Origin of the sequence: uncultured Ellagibacter sp. (assembly GCF_934617235.1) — a bacterium.
Classification (GTDB): Bacteria; Actinomycetota; Coriobacteriia; order Coriobacteriales; family Eggerthellaceae; genus Ellagibacter.
Window position 1 is genome coordinate 1 of record NZ_CAKTTZ010000010.1, and the last position, 20,957, is coordinate 20,957.

19 protein-coding genes are annotated in these 20,957 nt (G+C 61.2%); all 19 read right to left on the reverse strand.

The genetic code is table 11. The features are described from left to right. Window positions 1–524 precede the first annotated feature (524 nt). A complete protein-coding gene (locus Q0G85_RS03220; RefSeq protein WP_297154654.1) occupies window positions 525–1,313 on the reverse strand; it encodes a mechanosensitive ion channel family protein in 789 nt (262 codons plus the stop codon). 9 nt (window positions 1,314–1,322) lie between these two features. After that, a complete protein-coding gene (locus Q0G85_RS03225; RefSeq protein WP_297154746.1) occupies window positions 1,323–2,618 on the reverse strand; it encodes a sensor histidine kinase in 1,296 nt (431 codons plus the stop codon). A 150-nt stretch (window positions 2,619–2,768) separates the two neighbouring features. Then, window positions 2,769–3,773 (reverse strand): sulfite exporter TauE/SafE family protein, encoded by a 1,005-nt coding sequence (locus tag Q0G85_RS03230; protein ID WP_297154656.1) that lies wholly within the window; start codon window positions 3,771–3,773, stop codon window positions 2,769–2,771. Between the two features lie 147 nt (window positions 3,774–3,920). Then, complete coding sequence (locus Q0G85_RS03235) at window positions 3,921–5,300, reverse strand: glycosyltransferase family 2 protein (protein WP_297154658.1); 1,380 nt, start codon at window positions 5,298–5,300, stop codon at window positions 3,921–3,923. Window positions 5,301–5,606: 306 nt separating this feature from the next. Next, window positions 5,607–6,296 carry a response regulator transcription factor gene (locus tag Q0G85_RS03240; protein ID WP_297154660.1) on the reverse strand — a complete coding sequence of 230 codons (690 nt, stop codon included), beginning with the start codon at window positions 6,294–6,296 and terminating at the stop codon, window positions 5,607–5,609. Window positions 6,297–6,615: 319 nt separating this feature from the next. Next, on the reverse strand, window positions 6,616–7,296 hold the full coding sequence (phoU, locus tag Q0G85_RS03245) for a phosphate signaling complex protein PhoU (protein WP_297154662.1): 681 nt from the start codon (window positions 7,294–7,296) through the stop codon (window positions 6,616–6,618). Beyond that, window positions 7,296–8,063 (reverse strand): phosphate ABC transporter ATP-binding protein PstB, encoded by a 768-nt coding sequence (pstB, locus tag Q0G85_RS03250; protein ID WP_367116860.1) that lies wholly within the window; start codon window positions 8,061–8,063, stop codon window positions 7,296–7,298. Before pstB (Q0G85_RS03250) ends, phoU begins: the two co-directional genes overlap by 1 nt. A 62-nt stretch (window positions 8,064–8,125) precedes the next feature. Next, window positions 8,126–8,974 carry a phosphate ABC transporter ATP-binding protein PstB gene (gene pstB / locus Q0G85_RS03255; protein ID WP_297154666.1) on the reverse strand — a complete coding sequence of 283 codons (849 nt, stop codon included), beginning with the start codon at window positions 8,972–8,974 and terminating at the stop codon, window positions 8,126–8,128. Continuing rightward, window positions 8,971–9,888, reverse strand: a complete 918-nt coding sequence (pstA, locus tag Q0G85_RS03260; protein ID WP_297154668.1) for a phosphate ABC transporter permease PstA — start codon at window positions 9,886–9,888, stop codon at window positions 8,971–8,973. Before pstA ends, pstB (Q0G85_RS03255) begins: the two co-directional genes overlap by 4 nt. Beyond that, window positions 9,881–10,798 carry a phosphate ABC transporter permease subunit PstC gene (gene pstC / locus Q0G85_RS03265; protein ID WP_297154670.1) on the reverse strand — a complete coding sequence of 306 codons (918 nt, stop codon included), beginning with the start codon at window positions 10,796–10,798 and terminating at the stop codon, window positions 9,881–9,883. The genes pstA and pstC overlap by 8 nt, the downstream gene beginning before the upstream one ends. A gap of 21 nt (window positions 10,799–10,819) precedes the next feature. Beyond that, complete coding sequence (locus Q0G85_RS03270; RefSeq protein ID WP_297154672.1) at window positions 10,820–11,770, reverse strand: phosphate ABC transporter substrate-binding protein; 951 nt, start codon at window positions 11,768–11,770, stop codon at window positions 10,820–10,822. Window positions 11,771–12,301: 531 nt separating this feature from the next. Then, a complete protein-coding gene (gene rsgA, locus Q0G85_RS03275) occupies window positions 12,302–13,435 on the reverse strand; it encodes a ribosome small subunit-dependent GTPase A (protein WP_297154674.1) in 1,134 nt (377 codons plus the stop codon). A 9-nt stretch (window positions 13,436–13,444) separates the two neighbouring features. Then, on the reverse strand, window positions 13,445–14,062 hold the full coding sequence (locus Q0G85_RS03280) for a hydrolase (protein ID WP_297154676.1): 618 nt from the start codon (window positions 14,060–14,062) through the stop codon (window positions 13,445–13,447). Beyond that, window positions 14,059–15,579: a TrkH family potassium uptake protein gene (locus Q0G85_RS03285; protein WP_297154678.1), complete on the reverse strand. Its 1,521-nt coding sequence runs from the start codon at window positions 15,577–15,579 to the stop codon at window positions 14,059–14,061. The genes Q0G85_RS03280 and Q0G85_RS03285 overlap by 4 nt, the downstream gene beginning before the upstream one ends. 4 nt (window positions 15,580–15,583) lie before the next feature. Beyond that, complete coding sequence (locus tag Q0G85_RS03290) at window positions 15,584–15,721, reverse strand: hypothetical protein (protein ID WP_297154680.1); 138 nt, start codon at window positions 15,719–15,721, stop codon at window positions 15,584–15,586. A 580-nt stretch (window positions 15,722–16,301) separates the two neighbouring features. Further along, a complete protein-coding gene (locus Q0G85_RS03295) occupies window positions 16,302–17,621 on the reverse strand; it encodes a nitrate/nitrite transporter (protein WP_297154682.1) in 1,320 nt (439 codons plus the stop codon). A gap of 42 nt (window positions 17,622–17,663) precedes the next feature. Continuing rightward, window positions 17,664–18,104, reverse strand: coding sequence for a hypothetical protein (locus Q0G85_RS03300; RefSeq protein ID WP_297154684.1), 441 nt, complete (start codon window positions 18,102–18,104; stop codon window positions 17,664–17,666). 131 nt (window positions 18,105–18,235) lie between these two features. Next, window positions 18,236–18,571, reverse strand: a complete 336-nt coding sequence (locus Q0G85_RS03305; RefSeq protein WP_158049152.1) for a 4Fe-4S dicluster domain-containing protein — start codon at window positions 18,569–18,571, stop codon at window positions 18,236–18,238. A gap of 30 nt (window positions 18,572–18,601) precedes the next feature. Further along, on the reverse strand, window positions 18,602–20,875 hold the full coding sequence (locus tag Q0G85_RS03310; RefSeq protein ID WP_297154687.1) for a molybdopterin-dependent oxidoreductase: 2,274 nt from the start codon (window positions 20,873–20,875) through the stop codon (window positions 18,602–18,604). Between the last annotated feature and the right edge of the window lie 82 nt (window positions 20,876–20,957).

Here is a 20,957-nt window from a genome sequence, read left to right on the forward strand (position 1 = left end):
GGCCGTTTTCCTCGGGCGGGCTTCGCCCGCCCTCCGAAAACGGGTTGATACACCAACATTCGGGACGCTACCCGCCAGCGGGCCTTCTTTCTCAAAAACGGCCCGCCGTGGACAAAAAATGGCGATATGTGAGGAGTTAGTTTTAGGGAACTTTACTTCGAATCAATTGACCTGGGAAAACGTGATGCCTCATGAAGACGGCCGCCCGCATTGCCCTTCTCAGACTCACATATCGACGAATTTTGTCCACGAGAGGAGGTTTTTCGCGGAAGAAGGCTGGCGGGCTGGCGGCAGAACGTGAGAGAAATCACCCGGCCCCGTCTCAGACCGTCTCATCCCCAACCCTTGTCTCGCGATGGGGCGGGCAGGTTGGCGGCGGGCGATTGGCAAGGGGACTGGCAGCGTCCGCGCGAGGCGGCAGAACGTGAGAGAAATCACCCGGCCCCGTCTCGCCGGGGCTGCGGGTGGGCAGGAGGGCAGACCAGCGAGCGGGCGTCGCGCAAGGGGAACCGCAGTCCCCCGCCTTACGCCATGGTGTAAGGCGCGACGGCGCGCACGACGGCGTCCTTCACCGCCGAGTGCTTTTCGCCATCCTCGACCCACACGATGAGGCTCGCGCGGTAACCGTATTCCATGGCCTCCGTGAAGAGCACCTGCGGCTCGCGCGAGACGCCGCCGCCCACCTTTTGCGCCGCTTGACCTGCAGCTTTGGCAATCTTTGCGGCGACGGCGTCCAAGTCCGCACCGCCCGTGGTGACAAGCAGGGGCACCACAACCTTCGTAAGCGGCGGCAAATGCGTTAGCGACGACTTGTTGATCACCGAGTTCGGCACCACCACGCGCTCGCCCGAAAGCGTCTCGAGCGAGGTGTGGCGCCAGGTCACGTCGCGCACGATGCCGCGCTGCCCGCCGACCTCGATGTAGTCGCCTGGCTCCACGAGTCCCGTGATGCTCACCTGCACGCCGCCGATCAGGTTCGACAGCGTATCCTGAAAGCCGAGCGAGATGGCGATACCGCCGATGCCGAGCGCGGTGATCGCCGCGGAAACGTCGATCCCAAAGCAGCTCGATAGCACCACGCTGATACCAATCGCCCACACGGCAATGCGGGCGATGTTGATGAAGATGCTCGACGAGGGCAGCGGCGAGTTGTCATGCGAGAGCACGCGGCGCAGCACTTTCGTCACAGCGCGAGCAACAAGCGCCGTGAAAGCGAGCGCAATCGCCACCGTCAGCGCGGTGGAGAGCCACTCAACGTGAACGACGCTTTGGATGATGTCGTAGAGGTCGGATGTCTGCTCTTCGGGATCCATCTTCTTCCCCTATCGGTGCAAAGCGTCCGCATCGCTCGCAGCGATCTGGGACTTCGTCTGCGCTGCACACCCTTCCAGGAACAGCGTCACCGTAGTACCGGCGCCAAGCTCGCTTTGCACGTCCATATAGGAGTTCGACCCGAAGAACCCGACGATGCGGTCGTGCACGTTCTTCACCGCAATGCCGATTCCCTTAGTTTCCTTAGGATGCATGATGCCTTGGCGCGCTTCCTCGGTCATGCCCGTGCCGTCATCGATCACGCGCAGGTACACGTCGTCGCCTTCGACCTCGCCAGTCACGGTGATGGTGAGCTTGCCCTCGGACGGCATGGCGTGCTGCACGGCGTTTTCCACCAGCGGCTGAATGAGGAACGAAGGGACCATCATGTTCTCGCACTCGGGCGCCAAATCGACGTTGAGCTCCACGCGCTCGACGCCGAAGCGTGCCACCTCGAAGGAGAAGTAGCGCTGCGTCTGCTCAACCTCGCGCGAAAGGTAGATAAGGCTGTCGGAATTTTCCAGCGTGCGGCGATAGAACACCGCGAACTCGCGCAAAAGCACGCGGGCCTCGTTAGGGTTGGTCCTGATGAGCGAGGCAATCGTGTTGATTGTGTTGAACAGGAAGTGCGGGTTAATCTGGTTTTGAAGCGCCTTGAGCTCCATGCTCGTGGCGAGGCGCGCTTGCTCCTCGAGCTGCGCTGCGGCCATCTGGGTGGACAGCAGCGTGCCGAATCCTTCGGCGATCGACTTCTGTGTCTCGCTGATGCGCTTGGCAGACCGATAGTAGAACTTCAGCGTGCCCACCACGTCGCCGCGTACCAAAAGCGGGACAACAATGGCCGCCTTGATCGTCGTGGCATTTTCGGGAAAGCCGATGTCGATGCTGGTGAACAGCACGCGCATGTTGCCGTCGTCAAGCGTGGCCTGGGTGGCATGCGTGCGAATGTGCCCACCCGCAGGGTTCTCGGCCTCCAGATAGCCGGCGTAACCGAGGATCTGCTCCTTGTCGGTGATGGCCACCGCGATGGCGGCGGTCGAAGGAAGGAGCAGCTGGCAGATTTCCTGCGCAGATTCGCGGTTCAAGCCGTCCTGCATCTTCTCGAGCGTTTTGCTCGCGAGGCGCAGCATGGCGTCCGACTGGCGCGCACGTACCGAATCCGGGTCCATCGAAAGGCGAATCACCAGCACGATTGAAAGGGTGAACATGACGCCCGCCGTAATCATGATGGGGATGCTGTGGGAGGGAGCGAGCGCCGTCCAAAGAAGCGTCACGGCCGACAGCACCGCAATAATCGTAAGTAGCATCTCGACCGTGAACACGCGGGCAACGCCCTTCTTCGGAGTGATGGCCCCCTGCGCGCTCCCATCGATTGAATTCGCTATTCCGCTATCCCGCTTGTCCGTTTCGCCCATATTCTCGTTCCCTTATCGCCAGTTTGCGATAAGTATAGACGATTACCCGAGAACACCGACCTCATTCAGCACGAGCATGACCGCCGCTACAATAAGAAAACACCCGAACAACAGGCGCAGCGTACGCTCGGGAACCTTCGTCACGAGCTTCGCGCCGATGACAGCGCCGGGGATGGTGCCGATGACGATCGCGATACCGGCAAGGTAGTTGATATTGCCGAGAATCCCCTGCTCAATCACACCAGGGATGGCCAGAATCATGACCGCGATAAGCGAGGTACCCGACGCCTTGCGCATCGAGATGCCGATAATCGAGAGCATGAGCGGCACCATGATGAATCCGCCGCCGACGCCGACATAGCCCGAGGCCAAGCCCGCGACCAAGCCGATCAGCGCACCTTGCAGGAGCTGCTTGCGGGAAAGCGGGGCGTCATCAGAGGCGGAAGCTGAAACGGCCGCTGCCGGTGACGCCGATTCGCCCAAGGAAGCCGCCGCGGCATTCGCAGAGCCGCTGGTCGCCGAAGAGTCCGCGAGGGTTTCCCCAGTGCCCGAGATTCGGACGGTCGCGGAGGCGACGCGTGCTTCGGCACGCGAGGAGTGCTTGGAGCCGCAATATGGCGTGCCCGCCGCGGCCGCAGCGTCGGCCCCTTCCGCGGGCTGGCCAGCCCGCGGAACCCTGAAAGCCTTCTTGAACATGTTGATGGCCGAGTAGCCGATGATGAGCGCTGCGGCGAGCATCACGAGCCAGTCGGGAGAAAGCTGCGCGAGCCACACTCCCACAGGCGACATGCACGCACCGCCAAGACCCGCCGCGAGGCCGAGTGCAGGGATGCAGGTCTTGCCCTTGAGATGCGAGATCGCGCCAGAGATGGAAGTCGGAATGATGGCGAACAGCGAGGTCGCCGTGCTCATGGTAGCGCTCATTCCGAACGCAAGACGGAAAATCGGCACCATAACCGTGCCACCCCCGATGCCGAGCAGCCCCGAGGCAATGCCGATAACGACGCCTACCAGGGCGGGAACGACAAAGTGAATGAGAATTGCCACTGTCAAATCTTTCTACTGCGACACCATGCTGATGGCCCCACATCTCAGGCGCCCCCAACAAGACGCCGTTCCTCATGTGTTCTCCAGCAGTGTATCGCTGCAGCGTACATCGAACCCCAAAATGGGCGCGAACGTACAAATAAGCAATTAATCGGCGAGGTTCAGGCGAATCTCGCTCGTCATACCCGGATCGATGTTTGAGTACTGAGCCGCAACCTGCTCCGGAATGCCCGACGCAGAGGCATCCGTCACAGGGGCGTTCGTCGCCTGGTCATCCCCGATGCGGGGGTCGCGCTCGACGACGCGGCCGTTCGCGCTCGCCACATTCTCCGCGCGAGACACCGCGCTGCGGACGATCGCCGTGCTCAGGATTTGGTCGCCCTCGATGCGCGACATGAGCTCCGACCACACGAACTGGAACTCGAAGTACTTCATGCAGTTACGCTGGGCATATTGCGCCGCCTCGGTGCGCGCCGCCTTCGCCGCCTTGCGATACGCCCGCTTATCGGGACGAGCGAGGCTGCGCAGAAACGCGGTGATGCGGATGCGCCGCACGATGCTCGGTTCCAAGAACGGCCCGGGGTACGGTTCGAGGGACGAAGGTTTCACCTGCATGAGGTCAATCTGGGTTCGGCTGTACTCCATCTTGCGATACTCGTAGAGCCAACGATAGATGTCCTGACGGAAACGCGTGCCCTCGCTCGCCGACTCGGGCGGAAGGTGATGGAGGCTCCATTTGTTGTCGAACCAGATGTCCGATCCGTACATACGCAGGTTGAGCATGTAGTCCAGGTCCTCGCCGCGCGGAATCCACGGGTCGAACGACAGGCGCTTGAACGCTTCCTTGTGAAGTGCGAGACACCCGCCGCACACGTGGTTCGAACGCGAAAGGCGCGGCGCGTGCATGGCCTGCTCGATCCATTTATTGAATGCGCTCCCCTGCTGCCAGAAGCGGTTGTACCACTTGTTCTGGCTCTTTGATAGGTAGGAGCCTTCAGAATTGTAATAGAAGCCCGTCTTCGCAAGGATGGGAATGCCCTTGCGCGTGAGCTTACCCAAACCGTACACCGCGCGCTTGAGGAAATCGGCGTCGACAACCACTTCGTCGTCGTCGAGGAACACCACCGAGTCGAACCCGAGCGCGCATGCCACGACAAGCCCCAGGTTGCGAACGGCGCCATAACCCGATAAGCCGACTTCACGCGTCAATTTCCCCAGACCGAGCTGTTCCATGCGTTGTTGCACCAGACCCGCTTCCGCAGCGCCGATAACCGCGATGTGCAGCTCGGGGAAACGCGCGGCGATGGCCTGTGTCTTCTGCGCAGCCTTGTGCGCGATGGAAGGCTCCGCCGCAACGAGCACGATGATCTGCCCGATGCCCTGCACCTTGGTAAGCGATTCGAGGCAGCGCGGCAGCTCGCCATCTTGCGACATGGGCGTCGGATGGTCATAGGTGGTGATGATGGAGCCGCCCTCGCGTCGCGAGCGCGCTGAAACAAAGGTAGGGATGATGACAACCGGGTTCATATGCTTCCTTTAGAGTTCGATTGGTCGGCCCCGTTTGGCCAGTTCACAGCAACAACAGGTGAACACAACGGCAGATTTCGCCATCGCAAGCGAGAGGGTTGGCCCCTCACCGCCCATCAGTTAGCCACTATGAACCGACTCATTATATCGCTATGAGCTTCCCTTCGCGAAAGCACGCTCGACGTTCCATCGAATGCGGAAAATGACCCGTCTGGGGGCGCGCGTCAGGACGCCGACCCGACGCGCGCGCCCGGAAGCGGACCGAGTGCCCGAGAGCCCGCCCAGCGGAGCGCACCCGCAAACCAACTACTGCGCGACCAGGCGATACCCCACTCCGCGCACGGTCTCGATGAGGCTGGCGTGTTCGCCTAATTTCTGACGCAGCGTAAGCACGTGCATGTCGACCGTTCGGCTGCCGCCCGCAAAGTCCCAACCCCAGACATGCTGCAGCAAAGCATCGCGCGAAAGGGCAACGCCGGGGTTTTCCATGAAATGCAAGAGCAGATCGAACTCGCGCGACGTGAGGGAAAGCGCCTCGCCGCTGCAAAACGCCTCGTGGCGCATTTCGGAGATGGTAAGCGGACCGATCGTGATCTCGTCGCCCGCCCCCTGGGGAGCAACGTTGCCCCAATCGGGAGCGCGACGCAGCAGGGCGCGCACGCGAGAGACCATCTCCATCATGCCGTAAGGCTTGGTGAGATACTCATCGGCGCCGCCGTCGAGCGCAGTCACGATGTCGAGCTCGGTGCTTTTCGCGGTTACCATGATCACAGGAACGCGAGAAAGGCCCGGCGTATTGCGAATGCGATGTAGGATTTCCAGGCCATCGGCGCCGGGCAGCATGATGTCGAGCATGACCACATCGGGGATCCGCCGTGCGCAAGCCGCTCGGAACTCCACGTCGTTCGCCATGCCCTCGGCTTCGATCCCCGCCTGCGTGAGGGCGTAAAGCGCCAGCTCGCGAATGCTCGCGTCATCTTCCACGCAGTACACCATAACTTGCCCCCTTTCCTCGCTGAAAAACCTTATCCGATAGATTATCTCACAGGGACGAGGGTTCGGGGGCAAAGCGGCAGGATAGCGGAACAACAAGGCGGCGCGCGAAGGACGAAGGGCAGCGCGGCAAACGCGATCAACGGGGCGCGAGCGGGGTAAGCGCACAAGTGAGACAGAGGTCGGGCGACTCGCCCCTCGCGAGACGCGCCCCGTGAGAGAGGGATCGGGTGATTAGTCTCACTTCCCCCAGAAAAACAATCGGGCCCGCATGACGACGTGGCGGTCGTGCGGGCCCGAAAGCGGGACAGGGGACGAAACGCTATTCGGCGGGCTCGCCGGCAACCTTTAAATCGTGCGTGCCGGTGATGCGGAAGATCGTCCACTTCGCGATGCGCTCGGCGTCGTCGCCCATCCGCTCGAAGTACTTCGCGACCATCAAAAGCTCGGGCAGATGCGTCGCGTCGGTGTCGCCCTTGCGGATAAGCTCGACGATTGCCTGCTCCGCCTTCGCGTAGAGAGCGTCGACCTCGTCGTCAGCCGCAAACACTTCCTCGGCACGATCGCGATCGGCATTCGCGAAGCTCTCGAGCGCCGTCTTCACCATGTAGGCGACCTTGCCCGACGCCGTCGCAATCTCGTTCTCGATCGCGCATGCGGCCTCATGGGGAATCTGGGTTGCCAGAAACGCCACGTCGCGCGACTTGGAATCGATGTGCGCCAAGTCGCTCACCAGGCGAAACGACCCGGAGACAAAACGCAGATCGTCGGCGACAAGCGGCTGCTGCATGAGCATGATATCGAGACACGTGTCCTCGATCGTCGCGCGGAGAAGGCGCATGCGCATCTCGCCCGAAATGACCTCCTCGGCCGCCTCGACGTCACCCTTCGCGAGCGCGAGTCCGGCTGCCGTCACATCGGCGACCGTTTTCTGTCCCAGGTCTTCCATCGCGGCAGCCAGATCGTCGAGCTGCTTCAAGTATTTCGAACGTGCAACTACCATTAGCTGAACCTTCCTGTTAGGTAATCTTTCGTGCGCTGCTCACGCGGCTGCGAGAAAATCTGCTTGGTCGGGCCTTCTTCGATGAGCTCGCCCAGGTAGAAGAATGCCGTCTTGTCGGCAACGCGCGTCGCCTGCTGCATGTTGTGCGTGACGACGACAACGGTGCGTTCGCGCGACAATTCCACCATGAGCTCCTCGATAAGCGACGTCGAAATCGGGTCGAGCGCACTTGTGGGCTCGTCCATGAGCAGCACCTGCGGCTCCACGGCAAGAGCGCGCGCAATGCACAGACGCTGCTGCTGACCGCCGGAAATGCCCAGACCGTTTTGATCAAGCTTGTCTTTCGCCTCTTCCCAAAGGCCCGCGTCGCGCAGGCACCGCTCCACGATCTCGTCGCCTTCCGCCTTCGAGATCTTGCGCATGCGGCGCGGCCCATACAGGATGTTGTCGCGAATGCTCATGGGAAAGGGGTTGGGGTGCTGGAACACCATGCCCACCATGACGCGAAGCTCGTTGGGCTCGGTCGCGAAGATGTCGCGGCCCGCAACCTCGATGGTTCCCTCGGTGCGAACCGTCGGCACGAAATCGCACATGCGGTTGAACGTACGCAAAAGCGTCGACTTGCCACAACCCGAAGGGCCGATGAACGCGGTCGCCTTGTTCTTGGGAATCTCGAGCGAGATGTTCTTCAGTGCCTGGAAGTCGCCGTACCACAGGTTGAAATTGCGAATCGAGATGACCGATTCACCCTCGGCAACCGAGAGCATGCTCGCCTGCGAGTCAGACAGCGACCTGCCCTTTTCCGTAGTCTTTCGTTCCACCATGTTCATTAGCCAAACCTTCCGGTGAGATAGTCCTGCAAACGCTGGTCTTTCGGCGCCGAAAAGATCTGCTTGGTCGAGCCCGTCTCGACCATATCGCCCACGTAGAAGAATGCCGTGCGGTCCGAAACGCGCGTCGCCTGCTCCATGTTGTGCGTGACGATGATGGCGCAAATGCCGGTTTGCGCGATGTCGCGGATGGTCTCTTCGACCGAGAACGTCGAAATCGGGTCGAGCGCCGAACACGGCTCGTCGAAAAGGACCACGTCAGGATGCATGGCGAGCGTACGCGCGATGCACAGGCGCTGCTGCTGGCCGCCGGAGAGGGCATGCGCGCTCTGATCGAGCTTGTCCTTCACCTCGTCCCACAGCGCACCTGCGCGCAACGCCTCCTCCACAAGCGCGTCGCACTCGTCTTTGCCCTTCACGAGGCCATGGCGCTTCGGGGCGAACAGGATGTTGTCGCGAATCGACTTGCGGAAAGGCGTCGGCTGTTGGAACACCATGCCGATGGATTTTCGCAGCTCGAAGAGGTTTTCCGCACGCGTGTTGATGTCGTGGCCATGGTAGTTGATCTGGCCGCCGATCTTGCATTTGGGAATCTCGCGATTCATGAGGTTCAAGCAGCGCAGGAAGGTCGACTTACCGCAACCGGAAGGGCCGATAAGCGCAGTGACCTGCCCTTTTTCGAAGGTGAGCGACGTTTCGTGCAGCGCCTCGAAGGTGTCGTAGGTCACCGTGACGTCATGCGTGCGCAAAAGCGGCTCGGCGCCTTCCTGCGCGGCAGCCTCCGCACCCGTCGCAACGGCCGGCACGCGATTCTCCTTCTCAGCGAGGGATTTCTCTTGCGTCATCATTCGCTTGTCAGCCTCCTTTCCAGGAACTTGCCCACGAAACGGGCAATCAGGTTGAACGCCAGGATGCACACCATGAGCACGGCGGCGGTACCGTTCGAGATAGCCTCGAGGTCGGGCACCACGCCTTCGGAATTGATTTTCCAAATGTGGACCGCAAGCGTCTCAGCAGGACGGAAAATGTTCCACGGGCACGACGGGCTCGTGAGGTCGAAGCACGTGAAGTCGAGCACCGGGGCACTTTGGCCAGCGGTGAAGATGAGCGCCGCAGCCTCGCCGAACACGCGGCCCGCCGAAAGCACGATGCCGGTGACGATGGCGGGCATCGCGGCGGGAAGCAGCACGTGGATCGTGGTTTCCCAACGGGTGAGCCCCATGGCAAGACCCGCGTCGCGCTGCGAGCGCGGCACGTCTTCGAGCGCCTGCTGGCACGTGCGGACAAGAATCGGGATGTTGAACATCGTGAGCGCCACCGCGCCGGCGATGACCGAGAATCCCCAGCCCATGGTCAGCACGAAGAACAGGAAGCCGAACAGGCCGACGACGATCGACGGCAGCGACGAGAGCGTCTCGATGATCGTCTTCGCCACGTTGGTCACCCAGTTCTCCGGCGCATACTGCGACAGGTAGATTGCGGCGCCAAGCGAGAGCGGCACGCTGATGACGAGCGTCAGGAATAGCAGGTAGAACGAGTTGAACAGCTCGGGCCCGATGCCGCCGCCCGCTTTGAACTGCTGCGGCTTGGAGGTGAGGAAGCTCACGTCGAAGAGCTTGCCCGCGCCCGCCACCAGGATATAAATCACGATAGCGGCCAAGATGAGCAGCACAAGCCCCACGATGGCCGTAAGGATTCCCGTGGCGACCTTGTCCTGCGTGTTGATGCGGCGTACATGCGCCGCCATGTCGAACTTAGCCACGTTTCGTCCCTCCCTTGTGCCCGATCAGGTGGATGACCAGGATGAACACGAGCGACATAAGCAACAGCAGCAGCGCGAGCGACCAGAGCACATCGTTGTAGACGGTGCCCATAGCCTCGTTGCCCATGCCCATGGTGAGCACCGAAGTTAGCGTCGATGCGGGCGTGAACAGGCTCGTCGGCATCTGGATAGCGTTGCCGATGACCATCTGCACGGCAAGCGCCTCGCCGAACGCGCGCGTCATTCCTAAGATAACCGCCGTCATAAGCGACGGGGCCGCCGAGCGCAAAACGACGTTCCACACCGTCTGCCAGCGCGTGCAACCAAGCGCGTAGGAACCTTCGCGATATTGCCCGGGCACTGCAGCAAGCGCATCGATCGAGAGGCTCGTGATCGTGGGGAGGATCATCACGGCGAGCACGATCGCGCTCGAGAAGATGCCGAAGCCGGTGATGGTTTGGCCAGCCGCGGCCGCCATATCGCGCGTCCATGCCACCACGACGGTCAGGCCGATAAGACCGTAGACGACCGACGGAATTCCCACCAAAAGCTCGATGAGCGGCTGGAACACACGTCGCCCGAAACCGGGAGCGATTTCCACAACGAAAATAGCCGAGCCGATGGCAATCGGCAGGGCGAACAGCGTTGAGAGCAGCGTGACCGCAAACGAGCCGGAAATCATGGGCAGCGCACCCACCGTGGGCATGCCGTTCACGTCGTCTTGATGGGGGTTCCATGTGGTGCCGGTGAGGAATGCGCCCAGGTCGATTCCATCAACGGCAAATGTCGCGATACCGCGCTGCGCGACCATTGCAACGAGCGTAACAACAAGAAGCGCCACGAGCGCGATGCACGCACCCGTGACGCCCTTGCCGACAAGCTCGACGCGATGCTTTGGCAATTGAGCCATAAAGCCGCGTCTCCTTTCGAGTTATTTCTTGGTGACCTTGCCGGAAGCGTCCTTCTCGACCTTCATGCCGGAGACGGGGATGTAACCCTGTGCCTCGACGAGCTCGCCCTGGACATCGTCGCTCATCATGTACTCGATGAACGCCTTGGTGGCCTCATCGGGATCGGCGGCGGTGTACATGTGCTCGTAAGCCCAGATGGTCCAGGAGTTGTCCTCGACGTTTGCCTCCTTCGGCTCGACGCCGCCGACCTTCAAGGCCTTCACGGTGTCGTCGTAGTAGGAGAACGCCAGGTAGGAGATGGCGCCCGGGGTGGAAGCAACCATCTTCGCAGCGGTGCCCGAAGAATCCTGCTCCTGGGGCTTGAAGGTGTCGGGCACCTTGGTATCGCCGAGCACGGCGGCCTCGAAGGTCGCGCGGGTGCCGGAACCGGATGCGCGGTTGATGACCGTGATGGCCGCATCGGCGCCGCCAACTTCCTTCCAGTTGGTGACTTCACCGGTGAAGATGGACTTCAGCTGGTCGATCGTCAGGTCGTCGACGGTGACGTCCTTGTTGACGATCGGGCCCATGCCGACGATGCAGACCTTGTTGTCGGTGATCTTCTTCAGGTCGGCGGTGTCCTTCACCTTCGCCTCGGCGAACACGTCGGAGTTGCCGATCTGCACCGCGCCCTGGGTGATTTGCGTGATGCCCTGGCCGGAGCCGCCACCCTGAACGGTGATCTGAACGCCGGAGTTCTTCTCCATGAACTGCTCGGCAGCAGCTTCGCAGAGGGGCTGAAGCGCCGTGGAACCGACAGCCGTGATGGTGCCGGAGAGCGCCTTCGTCTCGGCCTTGTCTTCCTTCGCGTCGGACTTCGCGTCGCTCGAGCCGTTCGAACCGCAGCCGGCGAGGCTGAAGGCGGCGACCGTTGCGGCAGTAGCCGCGGCGGCTCCAACGAAGTTACGGCGGCTCATGAGGTTGCCCTGCATAATGATATTCTCCCTTCGAGATTTCGATTTCGGCAAGGGTAGGCGTCGAGTTAGTCATGCCTTTTCTTGCTGAAGACGATAGTAGGGAGCAAATCCGCTCGATAGGGGCACAATCGCAAGCCATGACGCAAGCATGACGGGAGCTTACGCGCGCCTTACGCAAGCATGCGACAGCCTTTACAGAGCAGTAGGGCGAGTTGGTGGTCAATTGGACGAGTTGTGTGCGGTTGTCGAGAGCAGGCGGTTGCTTCGGGAAAGTCGTGACCTGGGCAAACGCGAGCGTTCCGATCGATGGCTGTGCGATGCCTTGCCGATTCACCAGAGAATCGAGGAAATTTACAGCGCATAACTCGCTCTTTTGACCACGAACTGAGGTTACTCCTCACCTGGCGGGGTCGCGAGGAGCTGCGTGCGCCCCGAGACGGGTCACGCGGGGTCTGGGGAGGGGTTGCAGGCGGCCCGGGTGCCCGCTTGCGGGGTCGCGAGGAGCTGCGTGCGCCCCAGGACGGGTCACGCGGGCAAAAGCGCACGCTATTGGCCGTATTTCCTCCAGCTTGAGCCGCCACTGCCGCGGCCCGACTTGCTGCGGCGCATCTTCGACGAGGCCGCCGACGTCTTGCGTCCGCCCGCGCTGCCGCCCGTACCCGCCGTACCGTGCGAGGCGGCCTTGCCCGAATGGCGGGAACCGCGCGGACCCGCCGGCGCCTGCTCGCGCTGCATCCATCGCGCCTGCTCGCGACGCTCGCGAACGACCTCAGTCTCGCGCTTCAGGGAAACATAGGACTCGAAGCGCTCCCGCGCGAGATCGCCGCGCTCGACGGCGGCGCGCACGGCGCAACCGGGCTCGTTGTCGTGCTTGCAGTCGCGGAAGCGGCACTGCTCGGCAAGCTCTTCCACGTCGGCGAAAGCCACGCCGATGCCCGCATCGGCATCCCAGAGGCCCAAACCGCGCACACCTGGCATATCGACCACATAACCGCCATGGGGAATAGCCACCATCTCGCGGCTCACCGTGGTATGGCGGCCCGCGCCATCGGCCTCGCGCACCGAACCCGTCTCCTGCACATCACGCCCAACAAGCAGGTTGACCAAGCTCGACTTGCCCACGCCACTTCGCCCGATGAGCACCGCCGTCGTTCCTTCGGGCACAAGCTCGCGCACGGCCTCGACACTTTCAGGCATCGCTTCCGACACGACGAGCGTCTCCACGTCCGCGCCAACGAGCGCCAATACGCGCTCGCGAACGCGCTCGACCGCATCCTCGCTCTCGGCAAGATCGGCCTTGGTGAGCACGACGGACACGGCGGCACCCGTTTCGTGGGCGAGCACCAATTCGCGCTCCAACCTGCGCATATTCACTTCGGTCGAAGGCTGCGTCACGATAACGCGATCGAAGTTGGCGGCGAGAACCTGGGGAACGGCTCGCTCGGTGGGGTCCTTTCGCACGAGCTCGCGGGAACGGGGAAGCACCTCGACGATAAGCGCCTTGTCGTTGCTCACAGCAAGCGAAACGCGCACCCTGTCGCCGATCACCGCGCGAACGCGCTCGCCCTTCACGAGCGCCGTCGCATGCTTGCAGCGCAGCTCAACTCCGTCCGAAAGGCGCACCAGGGGAAACCCACGATCGAGCTTGACGACGCACCCGATGGCAACCGTATCCTCCAACAACTCCCCCTAACGCTGGCGTTCCCGCAGATAGCGGAACAATCCCATGAGCGCAAACCCAATCACAGTGAGCACGGCGCCGAACGCGAACGCCTCGGGACGGAACTCATCGGCATGATGCGAGCCCTTCGCAGCCACGGCGACGCTCGTCGCATGCACATCACTCAGCCCCTCGTCCTCGGGGCAAGCAAGATGGAACACGCCGCGGACCTGCAGCATTGTCCCCGTTGTCCCATAGCGGCCGAGCGTGTCGATGTGCGACGCGGACTCGCGCGTCATCAACACCGCAACCGATGCGTTGCTCGAGCTCGAGGCCTCGGCAAGCGTAACCCATACCATACCGTCGCGCGCGTCGATGATGTCGCCCACCGCCTCGCCAGTGATCTGCACGGTCTGCTTGTCATAGTAGGAATCGGCGTTCGACAAATCGACGATGGACGAATCGTAGATGAACGAAGAGTCGGGTCGCTGCTGGGGATTCACCAAGTTGGAGTCGTCCTCGTCATCGCCGTCGTTCGCGAAGGCGGCTGCGGGCAAGCACGCGAACAGGCAAAACACTGCCGCAAGCACAGCCAAAAGGGTGCGGCGGGAAAGCGAAGCCCAGGTTGTCATATCGTGCCTAATCATTGACGCCGCACCCTCTTTCGGGAGACCAGCGACGCGACAATCTCGGCCAAAACAGCGAGCAGCGTGACGAACTCCAAGCGGCCCGCCCACATCTGGAAGATGTAGAACGTCTCGAGGGAAGGAGACATGCCGGGCGTCACGATGCCGGTGATGACACCGCCGTTCGACGTCATGGCGACCGACTCCATGATGGCCTGCGACGCCTCGTATCCGTGCGCGATGCCCACAAGCGCGCCGACCGAATAGGTGATCACGAAGAGCACAAACACGGTCATCGCCTCCTTCACAGCTTCGGAGGAGAGAACGCGTCGTCCCAGATGGTTATAGGAAACGACAACGCGAGCAGACGAGGGTGACACCGCCTCTTTCACCGTGGAGACGATCGATTTGAAGATGATGCCCACGCGGTAGAGCTTCACGCCGCCAGCGGTCGACCCCGCCGAGCCGCCAACGGCCATAATCAGCGCGAGCGCGAGGAATGCACCCGACGAGAACACCGTCGTGAACTGGTTGGTCGTAACGTTTTGGAGGCCGGTGGTCGAGAACGCCGATACCACCATGAACAGGCCGCGGCGAATCATCGCAGGCAGGTCGGAGAACAGCGCGCTTGCCGAGAGAGACGCCGCAACGACGACCGTCATCACCAGCAGCCAGATGATCATCGTGCGAATCTCGATGTCGCCGAAAAACGACTGCAGGCGGCCCTTCCACACCTCGGCGTGAATGACGAAGCTCACCGAGCCCAAGATCATGAGCAACATGAGGAACATCTCGATGGGAATCGAATTGTAGTAGGAAACGCTTTCGGCCATCGGCGCGAAGCCGCCGGTGTTGAATGCGGTAATGGCCAGCCAAAGCGACTGCAGCGCAGCGCGCACGGGCTCCATGCCGATCGACATACACATTACAGTGAGCACCACCGCAGCGCCGAAAATGATGACGAGCGAGATGCGCAAAATGAGCTGCGTCGTCTGGACGACATTGGGAACCACATGCTCGCTTCGACCCTCGGCGGTGTAGAGCGACGAGCCCGAGCGTTTGCCGAAGATGCCGAGCGAGAGCGCCACAACGATGAGGCCCAAGCCGCCGACCAGGTGCATCATGAAGCGGAACATGTTGTCCGCGTTGGAGAAGTGGTCGATGTCGAGCGCAACGGTGGCGCCCGTCGTGGTGAGGCCCGACACGCCGTCGAAAAGCGCATCCATATACGTGGCGTAGTGCCCGGACAGAAAGAGCGGGACCGAGGCGAAGAAGGCGAGCACAACCCACGCGAAGCCCGTGACCGCAAGCGCCTGACGACGACCTAAACGACCGGGCTCGATACGCAAAAACTGTAGCAGCGTGCCGACGACGAGCGCGATGCCGATACCCAGCAAATAGCGCGCAGCGGGTTCCCATTCCTGGAACACGAGCGCCGTTAAGAACGGCACCGCCATAAGCGCCGCGAAGAGCTGGGTGAGCGTACCGAGGTAATGTCCGATAACGCGCAGGTCGTAAAGCGAGAACCTCTGCCACATACCACTACCCCATCAGCACGCGGACGATGCTGACCAGAACCACCATCGCAAGAAGGAGGCACACGAGGAACAGCACGACGATCGCAAAGCCCATAAGGGGCGTCGTGATGGATTCGCGTATGTCGGACCAAGGCTTTTGCATGGGGCATATTCTAGTACATTTACCGAAAAAGGCACGTCGGGCGCGATAGGTTGCCCTATAGCGGACACAATCTAGTCCCCCAAGCGAAAAAGAGCCCGGATGCTTGAGGGCGCATCCGGGCCATAAGGGGATAGATCCACCGCATCTCAGATTGCAGCGAGGATCATTGTGAGGAATCGGAGCTCGACGGCTCCCTGAATTCTGCCGTGCCCTGCCAATCGGGATTCGGGACAGAACCCTTGATAAACTTTCTCTTGGTGCAACCGCACTTCGAGCAAGAAGGAACGCCAGGTGGCATGTCGGCACCGCATTGCGAGCAGACGATGTCGATTTTCGGAATCAATTTCCGACATTTGTTGCACTTGATGCAGGGAAAACACGTCACGGCAAAACTCTTTTCCCGAATCGTGGGGATACGGTTGCGGCGCGCACCGTCCAAACTCGCATTCGCGGCACACGTTTTATATGGAGGGAGTGCGAGGGCCTTGCGCTCATTCGAAGATTGCGCCAAGCCCCCGCGAAAGGATTGCGGCCCGACCTGTGGAGAGTGGCCGAACCGCAATCGAGCGGAAGAGACTTGCTAGTTGTTCGCAGCCCACTTCGCCTGAACAGTTGCCGCACGCGGCATCGCGAAGGCGATGAAGCAGGACACAATCATGGCGACGGCAACGATGACGAACGCGTAGGCGGTCTGGCCAGTCGCGTCGATCACGATGCCGGCAACCCACGGACCGAGGTAGCGGCCGACGATGTTGATGGTGCCGATCATGCCGGTACCCGTTGCGCGGCACTCATCGTTGTAGTACTCGCCAGCGCCCGACATGATAACCGTGATGACGCCGGTGGATGCGCTGATGAGAGCAATGAAGAAGTAGCACGGAATCATATCCGGAGCCGGGGTGTTCAGCAGGTAGATCGCGTATCCTGCAGAAAGGACGCCCGTGCAGGCCACCATGATGCCGATGATGTTCTTGCGCTCATAGCGGTCGGACAGGCTGCCTACGACAAGCTCAGTGATAATCGTGAGCACACCGCCGATGGTGAGGGAGAACGCAGCGGTTGCCAAGTCGAAGCCGTTGCCGGTCATCGACACGACGTAGTACTGCGTTGCGGCCATGTAGCCCAGCTGGTACACCGCGTAGAACAGACCGAAGTGCCAGGTGATGCCCATTCTCGCAACTTGACGCAGCGGGGAGACCTTCTTCCCGGAAGCCACAGCCTTCTCCTCAAGCTTCGGAGCAGGAGCAGCCTGGGTGCCCTTCGGAGCGCCGTAGGGAGCAAGGCCCTTCTCCTCGGGACCCTCGCGGAACGTCAAAGCGACGAACACGGTGATAAGGGCGAAGTAAATGCCGAACGCCACATAAGCCATGTTCCAGCCGAGGCCGTTAATGACGAGCGGCGCGACAACGCCGAGGATGAGCGCTGCAAAGTTCGCACCAGGCGTGCACAGCGACATGCCGAAGCCGCGCTTGTTCGGCGCAAACCAGCGAGAGATGATCTTCGGGAGAATCGCCATCAGAAGGCCAGCGCAGCCGATGCCGCAGATGGACCACGTGACGATTGCGGCAGCAAGGCTCGTGCCGCCGAACAGGCCGAAGAGAATCGTGCCGACAGAGGACAGGGCGCACGCCAAGGTCATCGCCCAGCGCGTGCCGATCTTATCGCCCAACATACCCCATACCAGCGACAGGCCAGCGTAGAAAATCATGAACACCGAGGTAATCAGACCAACTTCGGCGTAGCCGACGCCCAGCGTCTGTCGCACGGAATCGAGTGCGATGGACGGTAGGCGTTGCGCCGCCAAAACGATACCTGACAGCAAGAAGCCGCCCAGGCAAATCACGAATGCGTAGTGCAAACCTCCTGATTTCGCTTGCAAATCTTGCTCGGTTTGAAGCATAGTCACCCCTTTTTCTTTTGGGATCTTCTTAATCCCGCTCCTTTATCTGCACAGAAGAGCCTTGAGTAGACCCTTCCTATGCTCAGCTTTCCGCCGGGAATTCCTCTTCTTGTTGGCAAGAGCTTCCTCGTTGAAAGCGCGCGCATTCTCTTCCCCAGCAACGATTTCGAGCTCGGCGCATTCGCGAACACGAGCCTCATCCGCTAACAGAGAAGCGGCCTTTTTCTTGAGTTTGGCGGGAACGTAGATGTCCACGCCGTAGTTCTTGTCCCTCTGCATGGGAATCCCCATTGCCATGATGGGGTGGTTCATCTTCATGGTTCCGCGGTCGATACCGTAGATGGGAATACGAGCCTCTCGAAACAGGTAAGCCATGCCGTCATATTCCCAGGTCATGGTAATGTTCTTAAGAAAGCTCCACGTTATCGTCTTGAACTCTTCGATATCGGTGAGCGTAGTCCATCCACGTTGCCTCTTAGCCATGCCGTCCCCCTCTTTCACAGCACTAGCGCGGTAATGAATCGGTTGCGCCCCACGCGTCTCGAATGGGGCGCAACCTCAGTGACGAGGCGCGAGCGGACGAAGCACCCGCCCGCGCCACACGAGCAATGTCTTTAGATCATGAAGATGGCGGTCTTGTCGCCGAGCTCCTCGGCTCGCTTCGCCATTTCCTCAGGCGTGCCGTACTCCATGCAGAACGACTGGCAGTGCTTGACGCACGCCGGCTTCTCCCCTGCCTCGACGCGCTCGGCGCACTGATCGCAGAGCTTCGTGGGAACGGGAACATAGTCCCAGTTCCAGTCGCCGGGATGGGCCTCAAACGGCTGGATCTCGGTCAGCTTGATGCCCCACTTGCCCAAGCCGCACTGAAGGTGGTTGCGGCAAGCGATTTCGCAGCTGTGGCAGCCGGAGCAGTACTTGTAGTTGATAAGAAGTGCCTTCTTGCTCATTTTCTTCTCCTCTCTTTTCTCGGCTACCGACTAGTCGTCCAGGCCGGTGACGCGGCGGATATTGCACATGTTCGACTTGTAGGGGCTGCCCTTGTACATGCGCCCGCAGCTGTCGTTGGGAAGCAGCGTGTTGATGTTCGACTTGAACGCGCCAAAGTAGTTCGGAGCCTCGCCGTCCTGCTCGGGGAACCACCATGCATGCGTCGCGTGCACCATGCCAGGCTTAATAACCGGGGAAACCTTCACCTTGAGACGTGCCTTGCCGGTGTCGTTGAACACCTCGGCCCAGTCGCCCTCGGAGATGCCGTATTCCTTGGCGGTCTCGGGGTTCACGGTCAGCACCGGCCACGGATCGATCTCACGCATGCCCTTGACCTGGCGCCATTCGGAGTGGAACTGCGTCCACTTACGACCGCCGGTCGTGAGGATGATCGGGTACTTCTCGGCCATCTCGGGGTTGGATTCCTTGCTGAAGGGAACGGGCTCGATCATCGGCAGCGGTTCCTCGCCCCAGGACTCGAGCTGCAGAGAGTACAGCTCGATCATGCCGGTGACGGTGTTGAAGCCGGGCTGGCCATCGCTGCGCAGCTCGCCGGTTTCGTACTTACGGTAGTTCCAACCGTTGAAGGAGAGGATGCCCTTGTGACGCAACTCGTCGAACGTCATACCCGTCGGCTCGATCTGGTTGTCCATGAAGTCTTCGATCGTTTCGTACTCGGCCCAAGCTTCGGGGTTCAGACGCTTGCCGAGCTCAAAGGTGACCTCCAGGTCGGACTTGGTCTCACCGTAGTCGATAGCCTTCACCTCGGCGCCGAGGTAAGGGGTGTGGCGGCCGTAGTGGATCTGGACGACGCCGTCATGCTCGACGAACGTGGAAACGGGGAGGAACAGGTCGCACAGGGCCATCGCCGTCGGCGTCATGAAGAGGTCCTGCACCACGTTGAAGTCCATCTTCTGGCAGGCGTTGATCCAGCGCTGCGGCTCTGCGGGCATGCACACGAGAGCGTTGCAGCTGTTGAACCAGATCATGCGCACCGTACGCTGATCATCGGGGAGCTCGAGCTCGGGCAAGATGGCATCGGACTGGACGTTGGAAAGCGCGTTGCGCTCGATCGGCTCGCGGTCGTTGCCGATACGGCTCTGCTTCTCCTTTTCCGCAACCCACTTGATCTGCTCGTAGCGCCACGCACCCGTGAAGGACGCCTTGGGGCCGAGCACGTTGCCGCCGGGAACGTCGACGTTGCCCGTGATGGCGATGAGGCTCAAAACAGCCTGGATGTCGGAAAGCGCGTCGGTCTGCATCTCCATGGCAACGCCCATGAAGATGGAGCAGTTGCGGCCGGTGCCGTCGGCGGTGGCGTATGCACGGGCGACCGTGCGCATCTGCTCGGTCGGAACCTGCGTCAGCTTCTCGATCTCCTCGTAGGAGTACTGGTTGATTCGCTCGACGAGCCAATCGAAGCCGTACACCCACTTCCCGACGAATTCCTTGTCGTAGATGTCCTCATCGACGATGACCTTCAGCATGCCGATAGCGAGCGCCGCGTCAGTGCCCGGGCGAAGCTGCAGCACATGCTCGGCGCGAGAGCCCATCCAGGTGATCTGGGGGTCGACGACGATGAGCTTCGTGCCCATCTTCATCATGTCGATGATCTGGTGGCCGAAATAGCCCGCCGGATTGGAGACGAGCGGGTTCGAACCCCAAACGATCATGTACTCGGGGCGCTCGAAGCGCGGATCGTTGTACTTGTCGTCGAAGAACATGCCGCTGTCGACCTCGGGATAGCCAGAGCCGAAGATGTTCGCCGCCATCATGCAGCGAGGGCCGTAGCAGGAGTCGCCGGAAATCGGCGCCGCGACGTTAGCCGAGCGGAAGTCGGCGAACGAGATGACCGGGTAGAACATCGTTGCCTCGCGGCCGGTGCCACCAAGGGTCAGGACGGCGTTCGGCGTTCCCGTCTTCTCGACGACCTTGTTGTAGTTCTCCTCAATGAGGTCGTACGCCTCATCCCAGGTGATGCGCTCCCACGCGTTCTTGCCGCGATCCTTCGGGTCGCGCTTCATCGGGTAGATGATGCGCTCGGGATGATACTCGAACTCAGTCATGTTCAGGCATTTGATGCACAAACGCCCCTGCGTGATGGGATTGCTCTCGTCGCCTTCGATGTCGACGAACTTGCCGTCCTTGATGTGGAGGATAGCACCGCACGCTGCACCATGGCAGCCAGGTGCCGACCACACATTCGTGCGAACGTAGTAGTCGTCATCAGTGCCGACTCGATATTCCCCTTCTGGAATCTGCATTCCATTCCCCTCTCTCTTCGTCTTGGAGTGGTTTCTGCAGATGCCATTATGGGAAGCGGCGACGTCATGGGCTAAGCGATGA

Excerpts from the sequence above, each read along its gene's own strand:
- Q0G85_RS03240 (WP_297154660.1), bottom strand. The coding sequence starts at position 6,296 with ATGGTGTACTGCGTGGAAGATGACGCGAGCATTCGCGAGCTGGCGCTT.
- Q0G85_RS03220 (WP_297154654.1), bottom strand. The coding sequence starts at position 1,313 with ATGGATCCCGAAGAGCAGACATCCGACCTCTACGACATCATCCAAAGC.
- Q0G85_RS03310 (WP_297154687.1), bottom strand. The coding sequence starts at position 20,875 with ATGCAGATTCCAGAAGGGGAATATCGAGTCGGCACTGATGACGACTAC.
- Q0G85_RS03280 (WP_297154676.1), bottom strand. The coding sequence starts at position 14,062 with ATGATTAGGCACGATATGACAACCTGGGCTTCGCTTTCCCGCCGCACC.
- Q0G85_RS03295 (WP_297154682.1), bottom strand. The coding sequence starts at position 17,621 with ATGCTTCAAACCGAGCAAGATTTGCAAGCGAAATCAGGAGGTTTGCAC.
- Q0G85_RS03305 (WP_158049152.1), bottom strand. The coding sequence starts at position 18,571 with ATGAGCAAGAAGGCACTTCTTATCAACTACAAGTACTGCTCCGGCTGC.
- pstB (WP_297154666.1), bottom strand. The coding sequence starts at position 8,974 with ATGATGACGCAAGAGAAATCCCTCGCTGAGAAGGAGAATCGCGTGCCG.
- Q0G85_RS03235 (WP_297154658.1), bottom strand. The coding sequence starts at position 5,300 with ATGAACCCGGTTGTCATCATCCCTACCTTTGTTTCAGCGCGCTCGCGA.
- pstC (WP_297154670.1), bottom strand. The coding sequence starts at position 10,798 with ATGGCTCAATTGCCAAAGCATCGCGTCGAGCTTGTCGGCAAGGGCGTC.
- Q0G85_RS03270 (WP_297154672.1), bottom strand. The coding sequence starts at position 11,770 with ATGCAGGGCAACCTCATGAGCCGCCGTAACTTCGTTGGAGCCGCCGCG.
- Q0G85_RS03290 (WP_297154680.1), bottom strand. The coding sequence starts at position 15,721 with ATGCAAAAGCCTTGGTCCGACATACGCGAATCCATCACGACGCCCCTT.
- phoU (WP_297154662.1), bottom strand. The coding sequence starts at position 7,296 with ATGGTAGTTGCACGTTCGAAATACTTGAAGCAGCTCGACGATCTGGCT.
- Q0G85_RS03300 (WP_297154684.1), bottom strand. The coding sequence starts at position 18,104 with ATGGCTAAGAGGCAACGTGGATGGACTACGCTCACCGATATCGAAGAG.
- pstB (WP_367116860.1), bottom strand. The coding sequence starts at position 8,063 with ATGCTCTCGGTTGCCGAGGGTGAATCGGTCATCTCGATTCGCAATTTC.
- Q0G85_RS03225 (WP_297154746.1), bottom strand. The coding sequence starts at position 2,618 with ATGCTACTTACGATTATTGCGGTGCTGTCGGCCGTGACGCTTCTTTGG.
- Q0G85_RS03285 (WP_297154678.1), bottom strand. The coding sequence starts at position 15,579 with ATGTGGCAGAGGTTCTCGCTTTACGACCTGCGCGTTATCGGACATTAC.